Source organism: Secundilactobacillus sp. MJ173 (genome assembly GCF_059704265.1).
Map to the genome: position 1 here is coordinate 38,810 of NZ_BAAKGN010000075.1, position 24,176 is coordinate 62,985.

22 protein-coding genes and 1 pseudogene are annotated in these 24,176 nt (G+C 43.2%); 17 read left to right on the forward strand and 6 right to left on the reverse strand.

Annotated features, from left to right (window positions below):
- Positions 1-4: 4 nt before the first annotated feature.
- A complete protein-coding gene (locus tag AC6H04_RS12120) occupies positions 5-2,509 on the forward strand; it encodes a carbamoyl phosphate synthase preATP-grasp domain-containing protein (protein ID WP_497571917.1) in 2,505 nt (834 codons plus the stop codon).
- Positions 2,510-2,591: 82 nt separating this feature from the next.
- On the opposite strand, the gene AC6H04_RS12125 is transcribed toward AC6H04_RS12120, so the two are convergent.
- On the reverse strand, positions 2,592-4,307 hold the full coding sequence (locus AC6H04_RS12125; protein WP_497571918.1) for an NFACT RNA binding domain-containing protein: 1,716 nt from the start codon (positions 4,305-4,307) through the stop codon (positions 2,592-2,594).
- A gap of 160 nt (positions 4,308-4,467) precedes the next feature.
- Between AC6H04_RS12125 and AC6H04_RS12130 the strand changes: the two genes are divergently transcribed.
- The 5 genes from AC6H04_RS12130 to AC6H04_RS12150 all read left to right on the forward strand — a co-directional run bounded on the left by AC6H04_RS12130 (position 4,468) and on the right by AC6H04_RS12150 (position 9,145).
- Positions 4,468-4,908: a MarR family winged helix-turn-helix transcriptional regulator gene (locus AC6H04_RS12130; RefSeq protein ID WP_497571919.1), complete on the forward strand. Its 441-nt coding sequence runs from the start codon at positions 4,468-4,470 to the stop codon at positions 4,906-4,908.
- 139 nt (positions 4,909-5,047) lie between these two features.
- Positions 5,048-5,914 carry a DegV family protein gene (locus tag AC6H04_RS12135; protein ID WP_497571920.1) on the forward strand — a complete coding sequence of 289 codons (867 nt, stop codon included), beginning with the start codon at positions 5,048-5,050 and terminating at the stop codon, positions 5,912-5,914.
- Positions 5,915-6,264: 350 nt separating this feature from the next.
- A complete protein-coding gene (locus tag AC6H04_RS12140; protein WP_497571921.1) occupies positions 6,265-7,365 on the forward strand; it encodes an NADH-dependent flavin oxidoreductase in 1,101 nt (366 codons plus the stop codon).
- 140 nt (positions 7,366-7,505) lie between these two features.
- Positions 7,506-8,231 (forward strand): SDR family NAD(P)-dependent oxidoreductase, encoded by a 726-nt coding sequence (locus tag AC6H04_RS12145; protein ID WP_497571922.1) that lies wholly within the window; start codon positions 7,506-7,508, stop codon positions 8,229-8,231.
- A gap of 464 nt (positions 8,232-8,695) precedes the next feature.
- Positions 8,696-9,145 carry a flavodoxin family protein gene (locus AC6H04_RS12150; protein ID WP_497571923.1) on the forward strand — a complete coding sequence of 150 codons (450 nt, stop codon included), beginning with the start codon at positions 8,696-8,698 and terminating at the stop codon, positions 9,143-9,145.
- A gap of 76 nt (positions 9,146-9,221) precedes the next feature.
- Here the strand turns inward: AC6H04_RS12150 and AC6H04_RS12155 are convergent, their stop codons facing one another.
- Positions 9,222-10,085, reverse strand: a complete 864-nt coding sequence (locus AC6H04_RS12155; RefSeq protein ID WP_497571924.1) for a LysR family transcriptional regulator — start codon at positions 10,083-10,085, stop codon at positions 9,222-9,224.
- A 114-nt stretch (positions 10,086-10,199) separates the two neighbouring features.
- On the opposite strand from AC6H04_RS12155, the gene AC6H04_RS12160 reads away from it, so the two are divergent.
- From AC6H04_RS12160 to AC6H04_RS12185, 6 genes and pseudogenes are all read left to right on the forward strand, one after another.
- A complete protein-coding gene (locus AC6H04_RS12160) occupies positions 10,200-11,084 on the forward strand; it encodes an aldo/keto reductase (RefSeq protein WP_497571925.1) in 885 nt (294 codons plus the stop codon).
- Between the two features lie 76 nt (positions 11,085-11,160).
- Positions 11,161-11,766 (forward strand): annotated as a pseudogene (locus AC6H04_RS12165) (NAD(P)H-binding protein).
- Between the two features lie 47 nt (positions 11,767-11,813).
- A complete protein-coding gene (locus AC6H04_RS12170; protein ID WP_497571926.1) occupies positions 11,814-12,464 on the forward strand; it encodes an NAD(P)H-binding protein in 651 nt (216 codons plus the stop codon).
- A gap of 15 nt (positions 12,465-12,479) precedes the next feature.
- Entirely contained in the window at positions 12,480-13,520 is a 1,041-nt protein-coding gene (locus tag AC6H04_RS12175) for a zinc-dependent alcohol dehydrogenase family protein (RefSeq protein WP_497571927.1), read from the forward strand.
- A 193-nt stretch (positions 13,521-13,713) separates the two neighbouring features.
- Positions 13,714-15,039 (forward strand): MFS transporter, encoded by a 1,326-nt coding sequence (locus AC6H04_RS12180; RefSeq protein WP_497571928.1) that lies wholly within the window; start codon positions 13,714-13,716, stop codon positions 15,037-15,039.
- 12 nt (positions 15,040-15,051) lie between these two features.
- Positions 15,052-15,462 carry a MerR family transcriptional regulator gene (locus AC6H04_RS12185; RefSeq protein WP_497571929.1) on the forward strand — a complete coding sequence of 137 codons (411 nt, stop codon included), beginning with the start codon at positions 15,052-15,054 and terminating at the stop codon, positions 15,460-15,462.
- A gap of 117 nt (positions 15,463-15,579) precedes the next feature.
- Here the strand turns inward: AC6H04_RS12185 and AC6H04_RS12190 are convergent, their stop codons facing one another.
- Entirely contained in the window at positions 15,580-16,101 is a 522-nt protein-coding gene (locus AC6H04_RS12190; protein WP_497571930.1) for a helix-turn-helix domain-containing protein, read from the reverse strand.
- A 202-nt stretch (positions 16,102-16,303) separates the two neighbouring features.
- Between AC6H04_RS12190 and AC6H04_RS12195 the strand changes: the two genes are divergently transcribed.
- Both AC6H04_RS12195 and AC6H04_RS12200 read left to right on the forward strand, forming a co-directional pair.
- Entirely contained in the window at positions 16,304-16,975 is a 672-nt protein-coding gene (locus AC6H04_RS12195) for a response regulator transcription factor (RefSeq protein WP_497571931.1), read from the forward strand.
- Positions 16,972-17,886, forward strand: a complete 915-nt coding sequence (locus AC6H04_RS12200; protein WP_497571932.1) for a sensor histidine kinase — start codon at positions 16,972-16,974, stop codon at positions 17,884-17,886. Before AC6H04_RS12195 ends, AC6H04_RS12200 begins: the two co-directional genes overlap by 4 nt.
- A gap of 26 nt (positions 17,887-17,912) precedes the next feature.
- Here AC6H04_RS12200 and AC6H04_RS12205 read toward each other — a convergent pair whose 3' ends face one another.
- The gene (locus tag AC6H04_RS12205) at positions 17,913-18,689 is read right to left on the reverse strand and encodes a hypothetical protein (protein WP_497571933.1); all 777 of its coding nucleotides are present in this window, start codon (positions 18,687-18,689) and stop codon (positions 17,913-17,915) included.
- The gene (locus AC6H04_RS12210) at positions 18,682-19,608 is read right to left on the reverse strand and encodes an ABC transporter ATP-binding protein (protein ID WP_497571934.1); all 927 of its coding nucleotides are present in this window, start codon (positions 19,606-19,608) and stop codon (positions 18,682-18,684) included. Before AC6H04_RS12210 ends, AC6H04_RS12205 begins: the two co-directional genes overlap by 8 nt.
- 332 nt (positions 19,609-19,940) lie before the next feature.
- On the opposite strand from AC6H04_RS12210, the gene AC6H04_RS12215 reads away from it, so the two are divergent.
- The 3 genes from AC6H04_RS12215 to AC6H04_RS12225 all read left to right on the forward strand — a co-directional run bounded on the left by AC6H04_RS12215 (position 19,941) and on the right by AC6H04_RS12225 (position 21,877).
- Entirely contained in the window at positions 19,941-20,684 is a 744-nt protein-coding gene (locus AC6H04_RS12215) for a helix-turn-helix transcriptional regulator (RefSeq protein ID WP_497571935.1), read from the forward strand.
- 285 nt (positions 20,685-20,969) lie between these two features.
- Complete coding sequence (locus AC6H04_RS12220) at positions 20,970-21,749, forward strand: sulfite exporter TauE/SafE family protein (protein ID WP_497571936.1); 780 nt, start codon at positions 20,970-20,972, stop codon at positions 21,747-21,749.
- Entirely contained in the window at positions 21,749-21,877 is a 129-nt protein-coding gene (locus AC6H04_RS12225) for a helix-turn-helix domain-containing protein (protein WP_497571977.1), read from the forward strand. The genes AC6H04_RS12220 and AC6H04_RS12225 overlap by 1 nt, the downstream gene beginning before the upstream one ends.
- A 99-nt stretch (positions 21,878-21,976) precedes the next feature.
- Here the strand turns inward: AC6H04_RS12225 and AC6H04_RS12230 are convergent, their stop codons facing one another.
- A complete protein-coding gene (locus AC6H04_RS12230; RefSeq protein WP_497571937.1) occupies positions 21,977-23,926 on the reverse strand; it encodes a glycosyltransferase-like membrane protein in 1,950 nt (649 codons plus the stop codon).
- Between the last annotated feature and the right edge of the window lie 250 nt (positions 23,927-24,176).

The window sequence follows — 24,176 nt, forward strand, 5'->3', positions numbered from 1 at the left end:
TGAGATGGATACTGAAATTCAAAAAATACTTATAATCGGTGGCGGGCCAACAGAAATTGGTCATGAAACCGAATTAGACGCTGCTTGTGTCCAAATCATTCAAGCATTTAAGAAGCAGGGTATTCGTTCGCTGCTAATTGATAACAATCCATTTTCCGCAGCGTTGGAGGATGTCCAGCCGACTAATATGTTCATCCAGGCGGTAACGGCTGACAACGTTCAGCGAATTATCGAAAAAGAGCACCCTGATGCGATTCTAGCAACGACGGGTGGGGTCACTGCCATTAGCGTGATTCAAGAGTTACAAGAAAATGGTGTGTTAACCGATAATAACGTGAAAACTTTGGGCATCCCCGCAGACGCCATGATGGACATCAATAATCCTGATCGGCTCAACGGTGTCATGCGCAACGTTGGCGTGCCTGTGATTGCCTCCGAAACTGTGGGTACCTTAGACGAGGCTATTAATGTGGCGAATGATATTGGTTACCCGGTGATCGTCAAACCGATTGCACCGCGAATCGATACCAACCGGATACTGTGTGAGAATGAAAGCGACATGCTCAGTGCAGTTTCCCGTGGCTTTACTTGGTCGCGTTTTAAACAGTGTGTCATCGAGCAAAGCATCGTTGGCTATAAAGAGATTGAATTAGTGTCCATGCGTGACGTGATGGGCACCCAAGTATTAATTGCCGGTCTCGAAAACATTGATCCTATTGGGATTCACTCTGGCGATTCCATGGTTGTTACGCCAACGTTAACCTTAAGTAATACTGAATATGAAATGTTGCGAGACACGGCCTTTGCCATTAATAATCAGTTTCAATTTACCGGGGTTGTGCACACTCACTTTGCTTTGCGGGCCGATGGTGAGCGCTTTTACGTGACAAAAGTAACACCTTATAATGATCGTGGAACTTCACTAGTAGCTGCTGCAACGGGTTATCCAATTGCGTATGTCGCTGCTAATTTATACTTGAACCAAAAATTGACGGATGTTCACTTGCCCGACATTTATCATTTTAAACAAACTGCACTCTTAGAACCCAGCTTGGATCACGTGGTGGTGAGGATTCCGCTTTGGCCGTTTGAAGATGTTAAAAATGCTAATCGACACTTGGGCACAGTGATGAAATCGGTGGGGTCAACGATTGGAATCGGTAGAAGTACCGAAGAAGCAATTTTGAAAGCCCTTCGTTCGTCACAGTTTAGTCCGCAAGATGAATTGCCATCAATGAGTAACTTAACTGACTCGCAAATTATCTCGCAACTGATTCACCCGTTGTCCAGTAGAATTCTAGTTTTACTAGAGGCCTTACGTCGCGGTTACCAGGTAGACGAATTGAGCGAACTCACAAAAATCGACCAGTTCTATTTTGTGAAATTTAAGCACATCCTCGCCATTGAAAATATGATCAAAACCCACCCAATGGATGTTGAAGCGCTTCATAAGGGCCGATATTACGGTTTCGGTGATGGAATGATCGCTAACATGTGGCAGGCGGATATTGAAACCGTTCGTCAGCTGGGACACGACAATCATATCGCAGCAACTTACAAGGGCGTCGAGCCATCAGCGGGCGAGTTGTTGAATGCACCAACAACTTATTACAGTACCTTTGAGCTTGAAAATGAAAGTGAACAACTTTCCGACAAAACGATTTTAGTTCTTGGACGTGGCGGTAATCAGTTAGGACCAAACGCTTCAGCCGACTATTTCACCACTGAAATGCTCAAACAATTGCGAAAATCTGGGTATCAGACGGTGATCATGAACACGAATCCCAACGCTGGCTCACTTACGCCAACCCTCAGTGATAAACAAATCATTGATCCGGTCCAGTTGGGGGACATCATGAATGTGATTGCGATTGAGCATCCGGTAAAAATCTTCGTTCCCGGCAACCGTCATTATTTGACACGTGAGCTACGTCGTCGGCACTATTCGATTTCGATTTTGCCACCGGACCAAGAAAAGCGTAGCGAGCTGTTAACGGATCATGCGAATATCGGTCTTGATTTATTTGTGACTGAGGGGCACATCGTTCCTATTCTTGCGAGTGATCTTCGTTCGGATCAAGGTATCGCCACAACCCTAGATCAAATTACGTTAATGCGGTCGCCAGCAACGTTAACGGATAGCCAGCTAAATGAGATTCTTGTACATGCCAAGAAGTATTTGAGCCACCATAAACGTACGGGGATGGTTCAGATGCTATATACAACTAATGGTAAACAAGCACCACGTTTTGCTGGTGTTCGGCCAACACGGCTAACTACAATTGCGTACCTCAATAAGGTAACGGGCATTAATTGGATCCGCATGCTGGTACGTCAGGCGCTAGGAGAAATTAACGAGGATTTGATTGCTCAGTTAGACGTGGATATTCATTCTGACCGTCGTTCCCAAGTACGCGGCACATTTCCGTTTAAACAACTGCAATTGCCAGATCAATTAGGCCTGACAACGCAGGAAGTGGGTGCCAGAATTAGTTTTGAGACGTTATAGTTTATTGAATATTAAAAGCCATGCTTCCAGTTAAAAACTGAAAACATGGCTTTTAATGTGCGCTAATGTGCGTGTAAAAAGGTTACTGCATACTTAATTTTTCAACAAATTCCCTGTCCGGCGTAACGAAGAGGGTCTTTTGACCTTCATAAATGACGTAACCAGGTTTGGTACCGTTTGGTTTACGAATCTTCTTCACTTGGACGTAATCAACTGGAACTGAGCTAGACTGCCGTGCCTTCGAATAATAAGCGGCAATGGTAGCGGCCTCCAGTAAGGTTTGTTCCGAAGGGGTGTCGTCGTGAATGATCACATGAGAACCCGGCATGTTCTTAACGTGCAGCCAAATATCGGTTTTAGCAGCGCTATGCAACGTTAACTTTTCGTTTTGCAGATTGTTTTTACCAACCTCAATCTTGGTACCATCACTGGCCGCAAAAACTTCTGGTTTAGAAACCTGACGTCGTTTCTTTTTGCCACTACGCTGATTGTGTTCGTGGTCGCGTAAATAACCGCCTTGCTGCAACTCAGCTTTGATATCGGCTAAATCCTTTGGTGCGGCTAATTCGATTTGTGAACTGATATTTTCGAGATAGTCGATTTCAGCATTAGTCTTCGCCATTTGGTCGTTGACGTAGCTGACCGAGGCCTTTAATTTATTGTACTTTTTAAAGTATTTCTGAGCGTTTTGCGATGGACTGATTTGATTGGATAACGCAATCTCCAGTGGCTTTTCGTCATCGTAGAAATTAGGCAGGGTAATGCTGGTCATCCCACGAGTTACTTTGGTGAGGTAAGTCGTCAGGAGTTCACCTTTGATTCGGTATTCATCCGCATCATCCGCTGATTTTAACGTTGACTGGAGTTTTTTGAGCTTGGTACGGTTCTTTTTGAGCTCGTTACGAACCACGTGAATCAGCGTACTGCCTTGCTGCTGGACTCGATCACGTTCAGCTCGGTCTTGATAGTAAAAGTCTAACATGGCACTTAAACTATCAAAGCTTTTACTAGTGACATGATCTTGCCCATAAGGGAAGGCGTTGAAGCCAGTCTTGCCCTTATCATTAGTGACCAGAACTGGTTTCGGATCATCGAACTGCTTAAAGAAGGCAGTAAAATTGTCAATGGTTTCGCCAGGTTGATGCAAAGCCTTCGCCAATCCTAAACCAGTGTCTTGACCGAGTCCTTGGTAAGTATGGCGTAATTCTTGAGCAAGAACATCTTCGTTGGGATAGTCGCGAACGAGTGTTTTAGCCGCAGTAGCAGCGTCTGCTTCAAAGGGATTCAGCAAATCTTGTGCAGGTGGATTAATGTAGTGACCACCAGGTAACAGCGTTCGGTACCGGTTTTGGTCGGAACCGACGTGTTTAATCGTATCCAAAATAGTACTCGTGGCAAGGTCAATCAAAATGACATTACTGTGCCGAGCCATAATTTCAATGATCAGGCGTAAGGTAACTTGGTCGCCCAATTCATTACGACTGGTAAAGTCCAAGTGGACGACCCGGTCATTAGCTGCTTGGCTAATGCCAGTTAAAATCGCGCCACTTAAGTATTTACGCATCATCATGGTAAAGTTAGTGGGTGTTACTGGATTAACATAGGGAATATCAGTAATTTGAATTCGGGCAAAAGTCGGGTTTGCTGATAACAGTAACGGTAAACTCTTGCGGTTCGCCCGAACGGTTAAGATCACTTCATTATTATACGGTTGGTTGATCTTAGAGACACGACCACCGACAAGCTGTCGGCTCAACTCGCCAACCATTGCGTGGGTGAATGCACCATCAAATGACATGGTCTCACTTCCTTCGTTCGTTTATTCACACGGATACTAGTATAACGGTGTTCACACCCCGAGTAAAGCAGATTGGTTGTAAATTATGGCGTAAATAAGAGGCTTTTTAGTAAAAAAGATGTATAATACAAGTAAATCACAGTGAAAGGGGAGTCGTATCTTGGAGGGAATCTTAGACAACTTAAGTTTGGCTGCCAAGTCGTTGCAGACACAAACGGCTAAAATTACGAAGCACTATCGCGTTACCATTGCCGAATGGCGGCTCTTACGCCAAATTGAAAGTCAAGTGATCACGCAGGATGCCATGGCGGAGGCTTTACAGTTAGACACATCAACGTTAAGTCGGCAGTTGAAAAACCTCAGCGCAAAGGAGCTTGTTTCCAAAACAGCTGTGGGCAAAGATCGTCGTCAGCTGGAATATGCGTTAACGTCGCTTGGACGTGATACTTTAGAGCATATCAATACCGATTATGATGCGCTGATTGACGCTGTCTTTCATTACTGGCCGGAAGACGAGCAACAGATGATGAAGATTATGCTGAATCGGCTGAGCCGTAGCATTGATCGCGCAGAGAGTGTTTTAAAAGAAGACGCCAAATAATATTCGTAACGACTGTTGAAATTCTTAAACAATCGTTACGTTTTTGACTGTGCTTGCTTTCACTTCGCGGATTCGTTACAATTAATCCCAGACTTAAACGACAGGTAAGTTAAATCGATAAAAGAAACGGGTGTTTACAATGAAAATAGCTGTCGTCACTGATAGTACCAGCTATTTGTCACAAGAAGACATTGAGCGCTATCACATACACGTCGTTCCGATCCCAGTGATCATTGACGGCCGTTCCTACAATGAAGGTGTGGATATCAGCACCGACGAATTCTGGGATAAATTACGATCCTCAAAATCATTTCCAAGTACGTCACAACCACCGCTGGGTGAAATGATTCAGCTGTACCAGCAACTAGGTGATGAAGGCTATGACACGATTATTAGTATTCACTTGGCCAGCACAATCTCTGGCTTTGTTAATTCACTTAAACAAGTTAATGAAAACTTGACTAACACTCACGTGGTGGTTTATGACTCTCAAATCACCGTAAAACTCATGGGGTATCTGGCCATTGAAGCGTCTAAACAGGCTGCAGCTGGCAAAACAGTTGATGAAATCATTTCACGGTTGGATGCTGTTCGAGCAACCATTGACGAAATCTTCGTAGTCGATGATCTGCAAAACCTCGTTCGGGGTGGTCGGCTGTCGAATGCTTCTGGGTTCGTCGGCAGCTTACTGAAAATTAAGCCACTGTTAACCTTTGACGATGAAAGTCACGAAATCGTGGCGTTTGAAAAGGTTCGATCACGGAAAAAAGCCCTGTTACGGGTAGAAGATTTGTTTGCTGAGGCAGTTGAAACCGCGGACTATCCCTTGCGAGCCATTATCATCGATGGTAATGATCCTGAGGGTGGCGACAATTGGCAGAAACAGATCAAGAATAAGTTTCCAGATATTCCGATGGAACGCAGTTATTTCGGCCCCGTGATTGGGACACACTTAGGTGAGAAAGCATTGGCTTTAGCTTGGCTCATCGATACGGATAAAGCTTAATTTTTTGCCATTATAATTCGATGCGTTCTAGAAACTACGGCTTTTTGCGAGATTATTTTACTTCAATCATCGCAGAGAGGCTTGAGAAGTTTTTCTGAACATCATAGATTTTTAATAATCGTAGGAAACTGAACGTAATCTAAGCGTTCAGTTTTTTTATTTATCCAACGAAAGCATGATTTGACAGTGTTAATGTGTCAACGTAATATTGAATACAAAGTAGCTTACTATTCGTAACCAAGATTAGCTCTGGTTACCTCAATAATGGTTACTAGCCAAATCGTGATTCGTGTTTAAAAAAAGAACGAAAAAGACATATCATGATGCGATACATATAGGAGGAATCGTTAATGAATTATCAAGAACCATTTACATTTCAATCTGGCGTTACGGTGAAAAATCGGCTGGTAATGCCACCAATGACCACCTTGCAGAGTTTTTACGATGGTACGATCACTTCAGATGAAATCAATTATTATGCTGAGCGCGCGCAAGGTGTTGGAACGGTCATCACGGGTGCTGCCAACGTGACCGAGATGGGCAAGGGATGGCCTGGTGAACTCAGTATTGCTCACGATGAAGACTTACCGGGACTCACTAAATTAGCGGGTGCAATCAAGGCTCAGGGTGCCAAGGCGTTTGTTCAGATTTTTCATGCTGGACGGATGAGCCGCTTTGATGCTTTAAACGGACAGCAGGCGATTTCTGCCAGTGCTGTAGCAGCACAACACCGTGACGGGTCCCCAAAAACGAGTACGCCACGGGAAATGACGTTAGCCGAAATTCACGAAACAATTAATGCCTTTGAAACGGCGACTAAACGGACCATTGAGGCCGGATTTGATGGCGTGGAAATTCATGGTGCTAACCTTTATCTGATTCAGCAATTCTATTCACCGCAGTCCAACCGTCGGACCGATGAATATGGTGGGGACCGTACAGGCAGATTTACATTCATCAAGCAACTTCTCGATAGCGTTTTTGACGCGGTAAAGCAATATGCTGATCGGCCTTTTGTAGTGGGCTATCGATTCTCGCCAGAAGAATTTACCACACCTGGTATTACCTTGGAAGATACCTTTTACTTAGTTGATCAACTGGTCAAAACACCTCTGGATTACTTGCACGTGTCCTTAGATTCGTATAATCGTGTTGCACAATCGGATGATTATCAACAACAGTCCATTCTGGCTTACCTACATGAACATATCGCCGGTCAAAAGCCATTGGTCGGTGTTGGTGGTGTTCGAACTCGTCATGACGTTGAGACATTGTTGGAAAATGCTGAGTTTGCAGCAGTTGGTCAGCAGTTGTTGATTGATCCAACGTGGGTCCAAAAATTAGAAGCCGGGCAGGATGCAGATATGGTTACTGGTAATTTTGCTGATGCTATTCAGTATATGCCGTTCAACAACCCACTATATCAATTTTTGGTGCAAAGATACCAGTAGAACAGCGTTTATGAAAACTAGTTTATCCAAATGAAGATCAATTCACTTTGAATGGATCTTTTTTTGTCTATTGGTCTATATCTCTCAACGATTCATGGTAAAATATAGTTACTATTATTTTTCATGAAGAAGGACTAACGATGTCAGAAACAGTATTGATTACTGGCGCAAATAAGGGTATCGGTTTTGAAATTGCACGTCAGCTGGGACAAAAGGGCTGGACAATCCTATTAGGTGCCCGGAATAAGGAGCGGGGATTAGCTGCCGTTAATAAATTACAGGCAATTGGTGTGACGGTGGAGTTAGTGATGATTGACCTTAACGATTTAGAAACTATCCATGCCGTGGCGGATAAGATTGCTAACGTTCATCCGGAGCTCAAAGTATTAGTCAATAACGCGGGTATTCCAGGTGACATGGATGCTGAACCACTGGCAACTCAAACAACGGATTTACAGGCAACTTTAGATGTGAATGTGACGAGTAACTTTGAACTGATTAAGTCATTTACACCGATTTTACAGAAAAATCATGGTCGAATCGTTAACATGACTATTCCAGCAGCGGGCAACCGGTTCTTTCATCCGTTTGCTTACTGTGTCAGCAAGTCAGCACTCAACCAAATGATTAAAATGTTTGGTGACAGCTTTAAGACCCAGCATATCCCAGTGGAAATTTTTGGTGCCGTACCAGGCGGAGTTACCACTGATTTGAATCATCATATGGATAACCGTTTCATGCGCTCAGTGGAAGACGGGGCAGGTTCGGTAGTCAAATTAATTTTGGATCATCATAACCATCAAGGGAAAATAGTGACGCGTTTTGGCGGCTTAAAATTAGTTAAAAAGGTCATCGTGGGACATTAATCTGTTTTGGGTGGGTGAATAGTGATTGTTTGATTGCCTGGTGAAAAGTTACTTTAACTAACTTACCAAACAAAAAACAAAACCACCATAAGAACATATATCCAACTGAACAATAGTTGTCATATCTTCTATAACAACGCTTCAAGGAGTCATTAAGGCTAACTTGAAACGCTTTTTTGACCCAGAAAATCAGTTGAATTGTAGACTGCAATCAAACTGAAGATTCTAAATGTGACTAAAACCATTTTATCAATCGCGACAAGGACAAACATATAGTGCCTATTAGTACTGTACTGAAGATAGTGAATAACTTTTTTGAACATCAAAATTAGCGTTGGCAGGTTAGATGAAGGCAATTACGTTAGAAGTGACACCGTTTTAAATTATTGCAAATTAATTCTTGCCTTAAAGTCGACTTCAAGGTTTAGTATGTAGCATGAATTAAAAAGAAGAAGGTAATTCCATTGAAAACGCTAGTTGTTTATTATTCACAGACTGGCCGGACTGAGGTTCTGGCTCAACAAATCAGCCGAGTCGTTGATGGTGACTTATTTAAATTAGTTCCGACTGAAACATTCCCATCAGATATGTTCGCTACTGCTGATATGGCGAAAGATCAATATGCTCATCATCAGTTGCCAGTTTTGCAGACGATGCCCAATCTTAGTTCATACGACCGCATTCTAGTTGGTTCGCCGGTTTGGAGCGGTCGCTTGGCGACACCACTTGCTGCTTTTTTTGAAAGTGCGGCAATTGAAAATCAAACAGTGGCTGTCTTTTGTACTTCAGTCGGTCAGACGGGTGGGTTTGAAACTGACGTTAAAAGAGCGGTTCAGGGTGGTCAACTTAAACCAAGTCTCATTGCTGGCACTAACTCAGTTAACGATGGCAAAATCAAGGATTGGCTGGCTTAACAATGCAAAATAGTATCATCTACTGAAATTAAAAACGTTAAGGCTAACTGAACCCGCCTTAACGTTTTTCACTTACTCAACTTGGCCACTCACGAATGACCTGCTGAATAATCGGTTCAACTTGAGACTTGGAAGCTTTTAGATACGCCGCGTAAATTGGCATTTTGGCACTATCGTCATGAATCGGGATGGCAACTCGGTTATCCTGGTCATTTGTTGCGGGGTCAGCCCGGGTAATATTGGTGGTAAACGCTGGAAAATCGGCATACTTAGTCAACTCTTGCATGGCGGTTTTCTCTGCCTGATACATAAAATGGGCATTGGGAATTTCACGTTGAATAATTGTCCGCCACGGCCCTATATCATGCAAAACAATAAAACTTTGACCGGCCAATTCAGCAAACGAAATTGTTGGTTGATTGGCTTCATACATGAACCGATTCAAATAGACGAACAACGATTCAGTTCCAATATAACGAGATTCAATGTTCTCTGTCATGATCTCTTCATTGGTAAATATCAGCGACTGTTTTCGTTGGTGCAACTGGTCCACCACGTGACTTAACTCAATCAGATTTTGATTGACTGTTACCTTGATGGTCGTTTTAAGGTCAAGTTTCTGGCATAAAATTAAGGGTCCGGGAACGGTTGATCCAATGCGGATTTGGCGCTGATTTTGATCAAAATTGCGAACTGTTTCCAGTAAACCTTGATTAGCAGCTAACACCTTTGCGGCTTCCTCGGCAGCTAGTTGACCAGTTGGCGTTAAGGACAATCGATTAGGCTGACGGTCGAATAACTGAACACCAAATTCGGTCTCGAGTTTTTGTAAGCCCCGAGTAATAGTTGGCTGTGTCAGATGTAGCCGATTAGCGGTTTCGGCAAGGGTACCAACTTGATTAAAAATAACCAGTTCTTCCAGTAAATAGACTTCCAGCATGATTGCTCCCTCCAGTATGCGTTACTCGTATACTACCATGACTATCTGGTAATTTTCAACTCTATAAACGTGGGTTAAGATAACCATACAAATTAATTCAGGAGGTTATTATCCATGACTACAATTCCTACAACAACTTTATCTAACGGTGTCGAAATGCCGCAACTTGGTTTCGGTGTATTTCAGGTGGCTGATCTAGCTGCGGCTCAAACAGCAGTTAGCCAAGCCATCGCCAGTGGTTATCGTTTAATTGATACGGCAACCGCGTATCAGAACGAAACAGCAGTTGGCGCTGCCATCAAAGAAAGTGGCGTTAACCGCTCCGACCTCTTTGTGACCTCCAAACTTTGGGTGTCAGATTTCAGTTATAACGGCGCCAAGGAAGGTCTTGATCGTTCGCTCAATAAATTAGGACTAGACTATATTGACCTTTACTTGTTGCACCAGCCCTATGGAGATGTCATTGGTGCTTGGCGTGCCTTGGAGGAAGCACTCAAAGCTGGCAAAGTTCGGGCGATTGGGGTTTCTAACTTTTACGCCGACCAACTCAAAAACCTGATTTTGTCCACCGAAGTTAAGCCAGTTATCAATCAAATTGAGGTTAACCCGTGGTACCAACAACCGGCTGAAGTCGCCTATAATCAAAGCGAAAACGTTCGAGTTGAAGCCTGGGCGCCATTTGCGGAAGGTAAACATGCTATCTTTTCAAATCCGACGCTTAAAGGAATTGCTGATTCACATAGTAAGAAGACCGGCCAAGTCATTTTACGGTGGTTACTACAACGGAATATCACGGTTATTCCAAAGTCAGTTCACCAAGAACGGATGATTGAAAATGCTGATGTGTTTGATTTTGCTTTGACAGACGCTGAGATGGCACAAATCAATCAGTTGGATAGACAGGAAAGTCAGTTCTTCGATCACCGCGACCCAGTCACCATTGAGCAAATCTTTGGTACCAGCTTGACAGCAGCTCAAGAAGGAATTTATCAAAAATAAGGCAATATTTGCTTGCCTTGAAGTAGCTTTAAGAGATTAGACTAACCGTAGTGATTTCGGAATGGAGGAAATAAGTATGGTAAACGTGCTGATTATTGGTGCCACCGGCTCAGTGGGTCGTGTAACACGCCAGTACTTTCTTGATCACACAACTGATAAACTCACACTGATGTCCAGAAAAATCAGTCGGTTTAGTGCATTGGACGCAAGCCGCGAGACAGCAATTCAAGGCAGTGTGACGGACAACCAAGTGTTGCAAGCAGCCCTGGCCGGTCAAGATGTTGTGTTTGCGGCGTTAAGCGGTAACCTACCAGCCATGGCGGAATCCTAAGTGACACAAATGGGTGAAATGGGTGTTTCTCGGTTATTGTTCATCACCTCAATGGGAATTTACAACGAAATTTCGGCTAGTGGTGGTGCGGCTGGCAACTTGGAAAATAATCCCGTATTGACCGGTTACCGGCATGCAGCGGACATCGTTTCGGCTTCAGAACTAAATTACACCACCATTCGGCCTGGATGGTTCGACAACGGTGATGATACGAATTACCAAATCACGAGACAAGGCGAACCGTTTGGCGGTTACGACGTTTCCCGTAAGTCCATAGCGGATTTAGTGGTTAAACTAACCCACGATGCTACACTCGATTCCCGTGATAGTTTAGGCATCAATCGGGCATAATCAACACAGATGAGATCCTGGTTATTAGTGAAAGGATATGTAAAAAAATGAAATTATTAATTTTAGCAGCCAACGGGCAAATTGCGAAGCTCGTTGAGCAACGGATTTTAAATGAGAATCAATTTGATGATGTTCAATTAACCTTATTTCTGAGAAAACCCGAACGCTTGACCAACTTGGCCGACAATTCGCGCGTTACATTAATCGATGGCAGTTTAGATGATGCCAAGGCGGTTGACCGCGCAGTAGCTGGTCAAGACATGGTGTTTGTGGCGGTAGTTGATCACTCAAGTCATAATCTTTGGACGCAAAATATCATTACAGCCATGAAGCACAACGGCGTTTCCAGGGTGATTTCCGCAAACGTTCTGGGAATCTACAACGAGGTACCAGGGGAATTTGGACGCTGGAATCGTCAATCATTGGCTAGCAGTCTAGCGGGAACTCAAAGAACTGATCAATTGTTGGCAGATTCCGGTCTGGATTACACCACCATCCGGATTCCTTGGTTAAATGACCGGGATGAGGTCAAGTATACTGTTACTCACAAGGCTCAACCATACGTTGGTGTGTCTGCGTCGCGTCAGAGTGTCGCTGACCTGATTTTGAAAATAGTTGCCGATCCAACGTATGGCAGCAAAGATAGTTTAGGTTTGGCGGACCCCGAAACTCAGGGATCAACTCGACCGGTCTACTAAAAAGGAGAACGTGAAATGAAAACAGCAGTCTTTGAAGAACCTGGCAAAATCGGCGTTCATGAACTAGATAAACCAGTTGTTAAGAATGAAACGGACGCGGTCCTGAAAATTGTTCGCGCCTGTGTATGCGGTTCGGATCTTTGGTGGTACCGTGGTCTTGCCAATCGAGACCATAATACCCCAGTCGGTCATGAAGCCATCGGTGTGGTGGAATCAGTGGGATCAGAAGTCACCAGTGTGAAACCTGGGGATTTTGTAATTGCGCCATTTACCCATGGTTGTGGTCATTGTGCTGCTTGCTTAGCAGGCTTTGACGGGGATTGTCTCAATCGCACCGATTCAGAAGTGGTGGGTTATCAGGGTGAATATTTAAGGTTTAAGAACGCGCAATGGGCCTTAGTAAAAATTCCCGGTCAACCCTCAGACTATACGGATGACCAACTGAATGATTTATTGGCGTTAGCCGACGTCATGGCAACTGGCTATCATGCTGCACACATGGCTGAAGTTAAAACTAACGACACGGTAGTGGTCATGGGCGACGGTGCTGTTGGTTTGTGTGGTGTAATTGCGGCTAAATTACACGGGGCAACCCGCATCATTGCCATGAGCCGCCATGAAGACCGGCAAGAGCTGGCCCGTGAATTCGGTGCTACTGATATTGTTGCGGAGCGTGGTGATGAAGCCGTGACTAAAGTCATGGCACTGACGGATGGTGCAGGGGCGGATGCCGTCCTTGAATGTGTGGGTACCGAACAATCCGTTGAGACCGCAGTAAAAGTTGGCCGTCCAGGGACAGTTGTGGGTCGTGTTGGGGTGCCACAAAAATCAGACATGGATACTAACCAACTGTTCTGGCACAACATCGGTTTACGTGGTGGCATCGCTGCTGTCACGACTTACGACCGGAAAGTGTTGTTGGATGCTGTCTTGAAGGGAGAGATCCACCCCGGAAAAGTCTTCACAAAGCGCTTCACACTCGATGACATTCAATCAGCGTATGAAGCCATGGATCACCGTGAAGCGATTAAATCACTGATTATCGTGAGCGAGTAAATTTTAAATAGTTGCAGTGAAAGGCCGACAAATTTACTATCTGCCGGTCTTTTGCTAAACGTTGAATTGGAAGTTGTAATGATTCAATTTACTTAATGTTTTTTGCAAATTGTGCTTGCCTTGAAGTTACTTCAAGGGTCTAACATCATTTTTTGTACTAAACAAATAAATGATGAAAGCACAGGTTTAACACATGAAACAAGCAAAGTTTGGCATTGTATTGCCAATTATTTTAATCAGTTATTTTATGATTCTTTTGGATAACTCAATCGTTTTTACCAGCACAGTCAAAATGGCCGCTGATTTATCTTTGGATGCCCAAACGCTCTCTTGGGTCACCAACGCGTATGCGTTAACTTTTGGCGGTTTACTACTGCTTGGCGGACGTGCCGGTGATGTTTTTGGTCGTCGGAAGGTTTTCTTAGTTGGCCTCGTAATTTTTAGTATCGGTTCACTACTGGTTGGTCTGTCAGTCAACGGTGCTATGCTGATTGCAATGCGTGCTTTGCAAGGTGCGGGTTCCGCAATTTTAGCACCAACAACATTAGCACTACTAATGGACAGCTATAAAGGCGTGATGCGAACTCGCGCCATTGTGTATTACGGTGCAACCGGTGGTCTGGGCGCTAGTTTTGGTCTGGTCATTGGTGGTTTGATTGCCAGCTATCTTTCCTGGCGAATTGGGTTCCTACTGAACGTGCCCATTGGTATTTTAATGGCGATTTTAACCATTAAGTTCATTCCAAAAAGCAAACCAGCCGATGGAAAAATTGATTGGCTGGGTGCCATCTTGTCAGTTCTCGGAATTGTGACTATTATTTACAGTATTAACGGTGCCACTTATCCAGTGCCAACCTTAGTGATTGGCGTTATTCTGATGCTGGGCTTCATTTGGCAGGAACAACGAGCTGTCGAACCGTTAATGCCACTCAAGCTCTTTAAGGATCGTGAACGCAGCAGTGCCTATCTGGCGCGGTTCTTCTTCCTCGGCGCCATGATTTCGTACTTCTTCCTAACTCCGCAGGCCATGCAAAATGTCTATCACTTTACACCACTGTTGGCCGCTCTGGGATTTTTACCAGAAACGGTGCCTCAATTTATTTTTGCTACGTTGGTCTCACGATTAAATGCACGTTTCTCAAATACACAAATCATGATTGCCGGGACATTGATCACGACCGTTGGTTTATTAATAGCCGCCATTGTGCGAGTTCAAAGTGGATACTTGCTGGCAATCGCCATTCCCATGGTCATCATTGGTATCGGCCAAGGGTTCGCATTAAGCACCCTGACCGTTTCTGGGGTGGCAAATACGGATCCAGAAATTGCTGGGTCGGCCTCTGGGGTCGTCAATACCGTCCACCAGGTCGGCAGTTCCGCGGGATTATCGGTTATTACTATGATGACTGCAAGTTTCAGTAATCCCGTTATCTCTTATAACCATTCACTGATGATTATGTTTGCCTTCATGGTGGTTGCGTTGCTCTCAACGATCAATATTGCCTTTACCAAGAAATAGGAGAAATCAAAATTGAACATTAAAGAAGCAAGTGAAAAAACTGGCGTCTCATCCGCAGCAATTCGGTACTACGAAAAAGAGGGCCTGATCCCGCCAATAGACCGAACGGATGCCGGTAACCGTGACATTGATGCGCGGATTCTCAGACGAATTACGTTTGCTCGACAAATGCGATCAGCAGGGATGTCGATTGAAAATCTTCGACATTATGTCCAGTTATTCGACGCCCAAGAAGACAACGCCAAAGAACAAATTGATTTGCTGCAAGAACAATTAGTCGAAATGGAGGAAAGGCGGGACGATATTCAAGCCGCAATTGACCATTTACATTACAAGTTGGATCACTATGATGATCACATGGCGACTACGGAAGAAGAGTTGCGTCAGATTGAGAAAGAACATGATTCAAAAGCCGGTAGCTAGACGCCGAATGGCAATTTTTAAGTGTTTGCCAGATCAGAAAGTTGTGCTAGATATACAATAGCCATAGCAGTTACGTCTGCTATGGCTCTTTCAACATAATCGAAACCACAAATGGATTTACTTCTTTAAAAAGTCCTGTGCCCACCAACCATAGATGGGGCTTAACCCCAAAGTAAAAATAGCGATAAACAGTTCAGAGAGAGTATTAACGGACAGATTATGGTCAAAAATATAGCTAATTGCAAGTTGCAAAACAAACAACATGAGATTCATGTATACTGCAAACGTCAGTGTAAACAGCCAAAAGATAAAATTACCTTTGCCCCATTTTGGGTGATGACCAAAATGAACAAATAGATATGAACCTATAATCCCAAACCGATATCGAACTCTTCTTAAATAGTGTAAATCCTGCGAATCAGCCTGAAATTTTGTCATCAGATCTTGATCCCCCTTTAGTAGAGTATCCAGTGATATTTTGTACAACTCACTGATTTTAATGAGGGTTGGTATGTCTGGATAATTATTGCCGTTTTCCCAGTTGGAAATGGCTTGCCGGGTGACGTTCAATAACTCAGCCGCTTGCTGCTGAGTTAACCCTAATAATTGACGTTGTGCCTTTAGCTTATCTTTTAACATACTCATCCTCGTCTCCATTATTAATTCTTTAATGCTATTATACTAGCAAGCGGTCGTTGCAGCACGACAGCGTTTCTTGCATCCGCGATATAGCGGTATTTACGTTATAATTAACAAGACTTTATGATGGATTTTAACAGTTAAGCCTTGTTTCCGTAACCCTCAAGCCATAAGCTTAAGTCAAGAAGTGGAGGTGAGCATCATGAAAACTATTCTGATCGTCGAAGATAGTGACGACATGCAAGGGTTGCTAACTAGTATGCTGTCATCAGAATACCAAGTTATTAGCGCGTATTCAGGCACTGAGGGCTTATTGCTCTTTAAGAAATTTCCCGTCTCGTTAATTTTGTTAGACCGCTTGTTACCTGGCAAAAGCGGGGATGAGGTGCTGCAAATTATTCGACAGACGTCACAAGTGCCAATCATCATGCTAACGGCATTAGATGATGCCACCGACATTGCTGATTTACTGGTGGCAGGGGCTAATGATTACGTGACGAAGCCCTTTGATATTAATGTATTAAAAGCGCGGATAATGGTACAGATGCGACAAACGGGGGTTGACATAAACGATGAACGGCCAATCGTTTATCAGCAGCTAACACTGTACCCACAGGAATTCGTGGTTAAGAAAGGGACTGCAAGCTGTCCGTTAAAGAAAAAAGAATGTGAAATTTTAAAATTACTATTCAAGAATCCGCAACAAATCTTTACCCGAGAACAGCTTTATGAACAAGTTTGGCAAACACCTTATTTGGGTGATGAGAATACGATCAACGTTCATCTCAGTAATTTGCGAAATAAGTTAGCCAAACTAGATTCGGACCGTGCTTATATCAAAACCATCTGGGGAATCGGGGTGCGGTTAGCATGATACCATTAGCAATTATACTTGTTATTCTATTGGCCGTTTTAACCTACTTCTTGCTGATAATGATGGATATTCGAACTTTAATCACTCAGTTAAAATTCATTAACCAGCACACCACTAATCAACAGTTGAAGGTCAAGACTCGCAATCCAGTAGTTGTGGCTTTAACCCGGCAAATCAATCAGATGATTGCCAAGCAGCAAGCCACTCATCAGCAATCAGTTCAAACCCAACAACAGTTAGACCTGGCGATTCATAACATTTCACACGACTTGAGGACGCCACTGACGGTTGCTAGTGGGTATTCGCAGTTGTTATTAACGAACGAAGGTTTACCTGAAAGTGAGCACCAGCAGGTCGGCAAGTTGAACCAAAATCTGCAGACGTTGTCAAAACATCTTAATTTATTACTCCTGTATAACCGGCTCTTAGAGAATCGCATCACGATAACCCCCAAAACGTTAAACCTGTCAAAATTACTGACTCAGACCTGTTTGAACTACTATGATGCGCTGCAACAAAAGCAAATTACAACGGATTTAAAGATTGAGCCTAACATCATGTGGCAACTGGACGAAGAAGCAACGACCCGAGTCTTACAGAATATCTTAGGTAATATTTTGGATCATGGCTATCAAAAAGCGACCATTGAGCTCAAACACATCGATCAAGGCGTTCAGCTGACAGCAACCAATCAGTTAATGACGCCCATCAAGAACTTTGATCGGTTACTGGAGCGTTTTTACACAGAAGACCTATCTCATCGCGAACAAAACGCTGGGTTGGGACTTTACATTATTGCGGAACTATCGCGGATGCAGGGTGGCAAAGTCAACCTAAATACAAAGGGGCTGCAATTTCAGATCCAAGTAACATTCAAAACGGCTAGTCAACAAAAAACGGATGACGCTTAAAACAAGGCTTCATCCGTTTTAGTTATTTACAAGTCGCGCTTTCTAAACGATAAGAAAGCTAACACTAAACAAACAATAATGGTACCGAATCCCGCCAAAAGCAACTGATTCATTTGACCAGATGTGTAATGGTCAAAGTACGCAGAATCAACGTTATTTTGAAAACTGAAATATTTTAACCAATGCTGCTTGATAAAAATTTGCACTAGAATTGTAATGATCAACGGGAGAATGATGGTTGTCACTACAGCTGTAATCGTTGAAAAGAAGAGGTACATGACTAACGTCGAGATGGCGAAAATAGCGCTTAGTTCTAATAATTGAATGCTTGAAGTTTGAAGTAATTTGACTAAGAAATGACCGGTAATTTTGCCGAACCCATTTTTAAAACCGCCGGCTAAAAAGATGAACAGGTAGTAAAAAATTACCTGACATGCCGAAATCAGCAGGAAGATAACGTACTTGGAAATAAAGTAGTTAAGCCGCGTCATGCCACTACTGAGCGGATTTTTATAAATCTGCCTCGAGAATTCAAAACCAATGGTCATGATAAATAACGGTAGAATAAAGTAAATCAGCGCGCTCGTTTCACTAGACATCGCTTTAACACATTGGACGCCTGTCCAGACAACTTTTTGATTAGCTGCCTGAAAATTGGCAAGAGCATCAGAGCCACCACCGACAATGCCAATAGTTGACGTGAGGATGCTAATGGTTGCAACGATAATCATCAGGATTTGGGTGATGTAAAAACCTTTAGAATGAAATAAACGATACATATCAGCCCTTGCCATATTAAGCATTTGGGGTCACCTCGTTTTCCGAGACAATTGATTTGAAGTAGTTTTCAAGGTTAATGTGCTCACGGACGATAGTTGTCACACTGACGGAAGCGGCCACGAGCATTTCTACCAATGCCGCGTTATCCAGCGACAGATCATAGATATTCAGCGTATGCTGATCAATGACTTTGAAATCTTCAACACCCATTTTATTAAGCACTGTAGCGGCCAGCTGAGGTTGATCGACTTGCAACTTGATGTACTCGCGGCTTTTAGCGTCGAACTCGTCTTTAGTGAGTTCTTTAATCATCGTTCCGTGATCAATAATGCCAAAACGGGTCGCCATTTGATAGAGTTCTTCCAGAATATGGCTGGAAATGAGAATCGTCATGCCCTGAGTCTGATTGAGTTTCACCAGTAAATTACGGAAATCAGCAATGGCAATGGGGTCCAGACCGTTGATGGGTTCATCCAGAATCAAAAAATCCGGTTTATTGAGTAGGGCGATCGCCAAACCTAACTTTTGTTTCATACCTAACGAGAAATCCTTAAACTTCTTTTTGTCGGTATCAGTAAGTTCCACAAACGTTAGCGCATCATCGATAGCATCTTTATCGACGATGCCTTTGATTTTGCAGTAGTATGTGAGATTCTGACGAGCCGTCAACTGATTGTTAGCCACGGGTGTCTCAATGACACTGCCCGTTCGTTTCAGTTGTTTGGTGTAATCTTTGCCGGAGGTTGCACCGAACAGTGTAATGTTACCTTCATTTGGATAAAGCAACTGGACAATCGTTTTTAAAATCGTCGTTTTTCCAGCGCCGTTTCTGCCAATTAAACCGTAAATATCACCCGGCTGAATGGTTAAATTAACGTGATTTAGAGCACGCTGTTTACCAAAGGTTTTGGTGATATTTTGTAGCTGTAAGATTGCTGCCATGGTTATCATCTCCTGACATCTTTTAGAGTAATGGTCTAATGTTAATAGATTATTAATTGAAATCTTAAATGTTTATTAACTAGTTAAGTTTAGTAAATGAGGCATCTGTATGGAATGGACTGCTCGATGGAAATTTCGTTCGAATGTACAATAGCGTTATACTCAGATTACCACAGAAATACTGATAGATTAATTTTCGCTGATTGTATTGTACAAATCTGTAGTCTATCCTTGTGGCTGCGCCTTTGCTAGTAATACTTGCGTGACGGCAGCAAGGCATTCTTGCTAGTATTAACTTAGAGCCTTGACTATGATTTAGAAGGAGTGAGATTTTGAGCTTTAAAGATGATGTGAAGCGATTACGGATGCAAGCCAATCTGACTCAAGAAGAATTAGCTAACCGCCTACACGTGACGCGGCAAACAGTCTCAACTTGGGAAACTGGGAAAAATATGCCCAGTTTGGAAACCTTACATACGTTAAGTCAGCTGTTTGATATCTCGCTTGAAAAACTACTGTTTAACGAGGAGATTACTATGGATAAAGTTAAGAACCAGCCTTTGGCAAGCCAGATTGACCATGATGTGAAATTAAAGAAACGTTATCGGAATTGGACTTACACCTTAAGTGGGTTAATATTAATCATCATTGTTAGTATCGGAATTTTAACATTCGGCTATTATAAAGGGGTTGCCAATATTGATCGTGTTAATCCCTTTTTGTCATATAAAGTTGGCTATACAAAATTACCTGACAATAAAAGAATTGCAGGTTATTGGACGTCATGGTTTACTGACAGCACTATGGGAAATGAGTGGACGAAATTAACCTTAACTACCGGCTTTAATCCTGGCCTCAAGGACCCTTATGTAATGGCTTATCATAAAGGGAGCTACGTAAAAGAGGCACGGATAGTCCCTCGTGCGTATGTTACTCGTGTATATGTCAGTAATCTAAAGGCGTTGCGTTCATTGTTAAATCACAAGGATAATACAACAACTAATAACCATGATCTGGAAAAATTTAGGACACAAGTCCATATATCTGACACAATCCAGCAGAGAGTAGATGAATAAAAGTAAGCTCAGCTACTTGTCACGATCACCGGACATATTATGTTAAAAAGTGCGTACCTGAAGGCTTAAGGCCACAGCGATTACAACTGCTATGGCTTTTTTTTAAACAACTATTTAACTTTCGAAAAAGTAAGGTTCACGTACACCGCAAACGTTCCAACTAATCAATCAAACTTGGTAGACTTGGGTAATATGTAATATTGGTAGCAATTAACATATTCGGCCCAATTATGATAGTATTAGTTGTTACACTTATCTAAAATTACCACTAAGAAGGTCATACATATGGTTCTAACAATTCTCTTTTTAATCGGTGCTGGTTTTCTCGCCGGGATACTGGCTTCCACCGCTGGATTAGCCTCGTTGGTGTCCTATCCTGCAATGTTGGCGGTTGGACTGCCGCCAGTCATTGCTAACGTTACCAACACCACTTCACTGATTTTTACCGGCATTGGCTCCACAGTGTCCTCCCTGAGAGAACTACGCGGACACTGGCGTCAATTAACGTTATATGTCTCACTGGCTTTAGTCGGTGGGATTATTGGCAGTCTCGCTTTAATTCTTGCACCGGAATCTTCATTTGAAAAAATCGTGCCGTTTTTGATCTTTTTGGCAGGGGCTTTATTGATTTCTTCAGGCCGGCGAACCGGTGATACCGCTGAAAGAATTAAAGCCGCTAAATTGCACCCCAAAAAGCATGCCATTATTCAGGTGGCCAGTTACTTCGGTATTTTATTTGTTGGCGCCTATGGGGGCTATTTTGGTGCTGGTGCAGGTATCTTAATACTGTCTTTGCTATCGATCATCACCGACGACGATTTTTTGGTGGTCAACGCAATGAAGAACGTCATCGGTTTTGCCAGCAATTTGATTGCTACCATCGTCTTTATTTTCCGCACCCGCATTGCTTGGCATTTCGTGATTCCAATGGGTATCGGGTTATTTATCGGCGGCTATGTGGGGCCAATCATCGTCCGCCACATTAATATCACCTTGTTACGTGCCTTGATTGCACTGGCCGCATTTGGCTTAGGTATCACATTATTTATTAAAGCTTATTTTTAATTACCGGGAATAGTAAGGCTAAGGCCATCCGCTTTAGTACGTTAGAGAAGATTTGCCAGGTCTTAGATTGCCCACTCGGGAATATTCTCCGGTATGTGCCTGAAAGTAATGATAGTGAATCAGTGTAAGCTCGCTATAATCAAATTAATCCATAAAAAGAGGCTGCGATTGATATCGCAGCCTCTTTTATGGGTCATCGTAACGTTATGATTCGTTTCACAGCTACACTACCGCGAAAAGGTGTAAACAAATGACCAGTAAGGGTGTTGGTTTTGATTAATAACCAACGGATAGGGCGCTAACCGATACGATAACGTCTTGGTCAACAGAATTGATTGTGTCCGTGATTGATTATTGGCTAATTCGATTCGGTATTTACCCATGGGTAACTTCCGTTTTAACTTGAACGCCTTTTTAGTCCGCACAAGCGTATACCGGTGATGGGTTTGTTCATTAACTAAAATACCGCGGAATTTGACACCGGGAGCCAACGACACCTTAAATTTACGTGCAGGATGATTCAATTTGACCTGCTGAGTCAAGGTACTGCCGGGCTGAATCCGGGTTTCTTTGGCATCGAATTGGAGCGACAACTGACTTTCTTGACCGGCAACATGATCGCCCTTAGTCGCCAGATGGCCGTGGGGGGCAACTGCGAAGACCGCTAATGCTAAAACCAAGATAGTAGCGGTTGCCACCCCCTCAGTTTTGGTTCGGCGGGTGATCCGTCGTTCATCCGGCAAGGCTAAACTGGGAATTGAACAAAGAATCCCCAGTAATGGAATCATCACTTGTCCATAGCGGCTTTCAGTTTCCCACAGCAGGGTATGAAACGCAATGTAACCCAGTGCTGTCAAGATGGTCAGCATTAGCTGCGGGTCATCGTTTCTAACGGCGTGACGTTTCCGCCACAGACGACCACAACGTAAGAGGGTTTCACTATAAAGCAGAATAAACCCAACTCGCATGACGACCATCCCCAAAGCGGCTACCGGGATTTCAACCTTTTGATAGGCTTTTGGTGGGGCGATAAAACCACCCGTATAAGCTTTTTGAATGGTGGAAACATCTAACAGAATACCTGCTTTTTCGATCCAGCGTTCCCCGATACGAACCGGACCTAACTTACTTAAACGTTTAGGCAGTGCTTTGTTGAGATACTTTTGTTTGGCTTGTTTCCCTGGAATTGCACTCAACTTTTTCACATCACGAAACTTGTACTCACCGTTGCCGTGAGGATTGTAACTCATCCAAATCCAGTGAGTAGCTGGAAAGGCATAATCATTATTCACCTTGTAGTGGCTGACCGTTTTTAGACCTGCAGCGGTTGGTACTGCTAAAAGAAAGCCTAAAATGATTAAAATAAATGGCATTTTAACCGCATTGAGTTGTTTGCGGTCTTTAAAGAATAGCCAAATGGCCACCAACAATACCGCTACCAGCAACACAATCAGGTTCGGCTTAACCACTTCAGCGAGGATCACGGATAGGACTAAACCAATACCGGTTAAAATTTTCTTCGACCGTGTAAATGACTGCCAGCCAATTAAAACGTTGAACACAATGGCCAAACTCACCATTGACGGCAGATCAGAGTAGAACACCTGAAGATAATAGGTATAGGCAAACGGACTGATCAAAAAGAAGAGTGCGGCCAGTAATACCACATCGTTTTGATGGCTCAATCGGCGAACCGAACGCAGCATGGCGAAAATGAAGGCATCGAGCAAGATCATCGATAATAAATGAATACCCCAATAGGTACTCAAGTGAACCAGACTCGTTAACTTCAGCCAAAAGGCCATTAAAACTGTCAGCGAAACGTTATTAGGAAAGCGCAGAAAATAGAGCGAACCATTCCAGCTTAGATTACCATGGGCAAGTTGCTCTGCTTGAACAAGCACTCGAAAGGGATCATGGTAAACCGAAACGGGTAAGAACTGGAGGACCAATAGCTGAATCACCACGATGATAACCATCGTCAGATAAATGAGTCGGGTCATACTTTTTTCTGAAAGCCTTTTCGCCCACTTTAAGAAAAGCGGCTTAAGATACCAAATGATTGCACAACCAATAATGACTAGTGCAGCAGATTTTAAACTCATGGGTTTGACCAGGTTTGCAATAATGCCAATCACCATTGCAAAAGCTAATATCAAAGCCAAAATTGATGTCATACTTATCCTTTTAAATTGCATCAGAAACTCCTACATAAATAGTGTTGGGATAAAGCCAAACTAAGTTAGCGATTTATCGTTGTTCTACGGTTTTGAGCTGGTGGCTTCCGGTGAGTGTTACCTCCCATATTAATCTTTATGTACACCACTGATCACTCGCATACGGGGCCATCGAAAACCGGGTGATATCATGACTTCATGATGAATTAAGCGTAAATGATATCGGCTTGGTCAACTACCAATAAAAACT

Coding starts and splice junctions, on each gene's coding strand:
- AC6H04_RS12175 (WP_497571927.1), top strand. CDS start 12,480: ATGAAAACAGCAGTCTTTGAAGAACCTGGCAAAATCGGCGTTCATGAA.
- AC6H04_RS12200 (WP_497571932.1), top strand. CDS start 16,972: ATGATACCATTAGCAATTATACTTGTTATTCTATTGGCCGTTTTAACC.
- AC6H04_RS12195 (WP_497571931.1), top strand. CDS start 16,304: ATGAAAACTATTCTGATCGTCGAAGATAGTGACGACATGCAAGGGTTG.
- AC6H04_RS12140 (WP_497571921.1), top strand. CDS start 6,265: ATGAATTATCAAGAACCATTTACATTTCAATCTGGCGTTACGGTGAAA.
- AC6H04_RS12155 (WP_497571924.1), bottom strand. CDS start 10,085: ATGCTGGAAGTCTATTTACTGGAAGAACTGGTTATTTTTAATCAAGTT.
- AC6H04_RS12170 (WP_497571926.1), top strand. CDS start 11,814: ATGAAATTATTAATTTTAGCAGCCAACGGGCAAATTGCGAAGCTCGTT.
- AC6H04_RS12230 (WP_497571937.1), bottom strand. CDS start 23,926: ATGACATCAATTTTGGCTTTGATATTAGCTTTTGCAATGGTGATTGGC.
- AC6H04_RS12220 (WP_497571936.1), top strand. CDS start 20,970: ATGGTTCTAACAATTCTCTTTTTAATCGGTGCTGGTTTTCTCGCCGGG.
- AC6H04_RS12145 (WP_497571922.1), top strand. CDS start 7,506: ATGTCAGAAACAGTATTGATTACTGGCGCAAATAAGGGTATCGGTTTT.
- AC6H04_RS12205 (WP_497571933.1), bottom strand. CDS start 18,689: ATGCTTAATATGGCAAGGGCTGATATGTATCGTTTATTTCATTCTAAA.
- AC6H04_RS12135 (WP_497571920.1), top strand. CDS start 5,048: ATGAAAATAGCTGTCGTCACTGATAGTACCAGCTATTTGTCACAAGAA.
- AC6H04_RS12190 (WP_497571930.1), bottom strand. CDS start 16,101: ATGTTAAAAGATAAGCTAAAGGCACAACGTCAATTATTAGGGTTAACT.
- AC6H04_RS12180 (WP_497571928.1), top strand. CDS start 13,714: ATGAAACAAGCAAAGTTTGGCATTGTATTGCCAATTATTTTAATCAGT.
- AC6H04_RS12160 (WP_497571925.1), top strand. CDS start 10,200: ATGACTACAATTCCTACAACAACTTTATCTAACGGTGTCGAAATGCCG.
- AC6H04_RS12210 (WP_497571934.1), bottom strand. CDS start 19,608: ATGGCAGCAATCTTACAGCTACAAAATATCACCAAAACCTTTGGTAAA.
- AC6H04_RS12125 (WP_497571918.1), bottom strand. CDS start 4,307: ATGTCATTTGATGGTGCATTCACCCACGCAATGGTTGGCGAGTTGAGC.
- AC6H04_RS12120 (WP_497571917.1), top strand. CDS start 5: ATGGATACTGAAATTCAAAAAATACTTATAATCGGTGGCGGGCCAACA.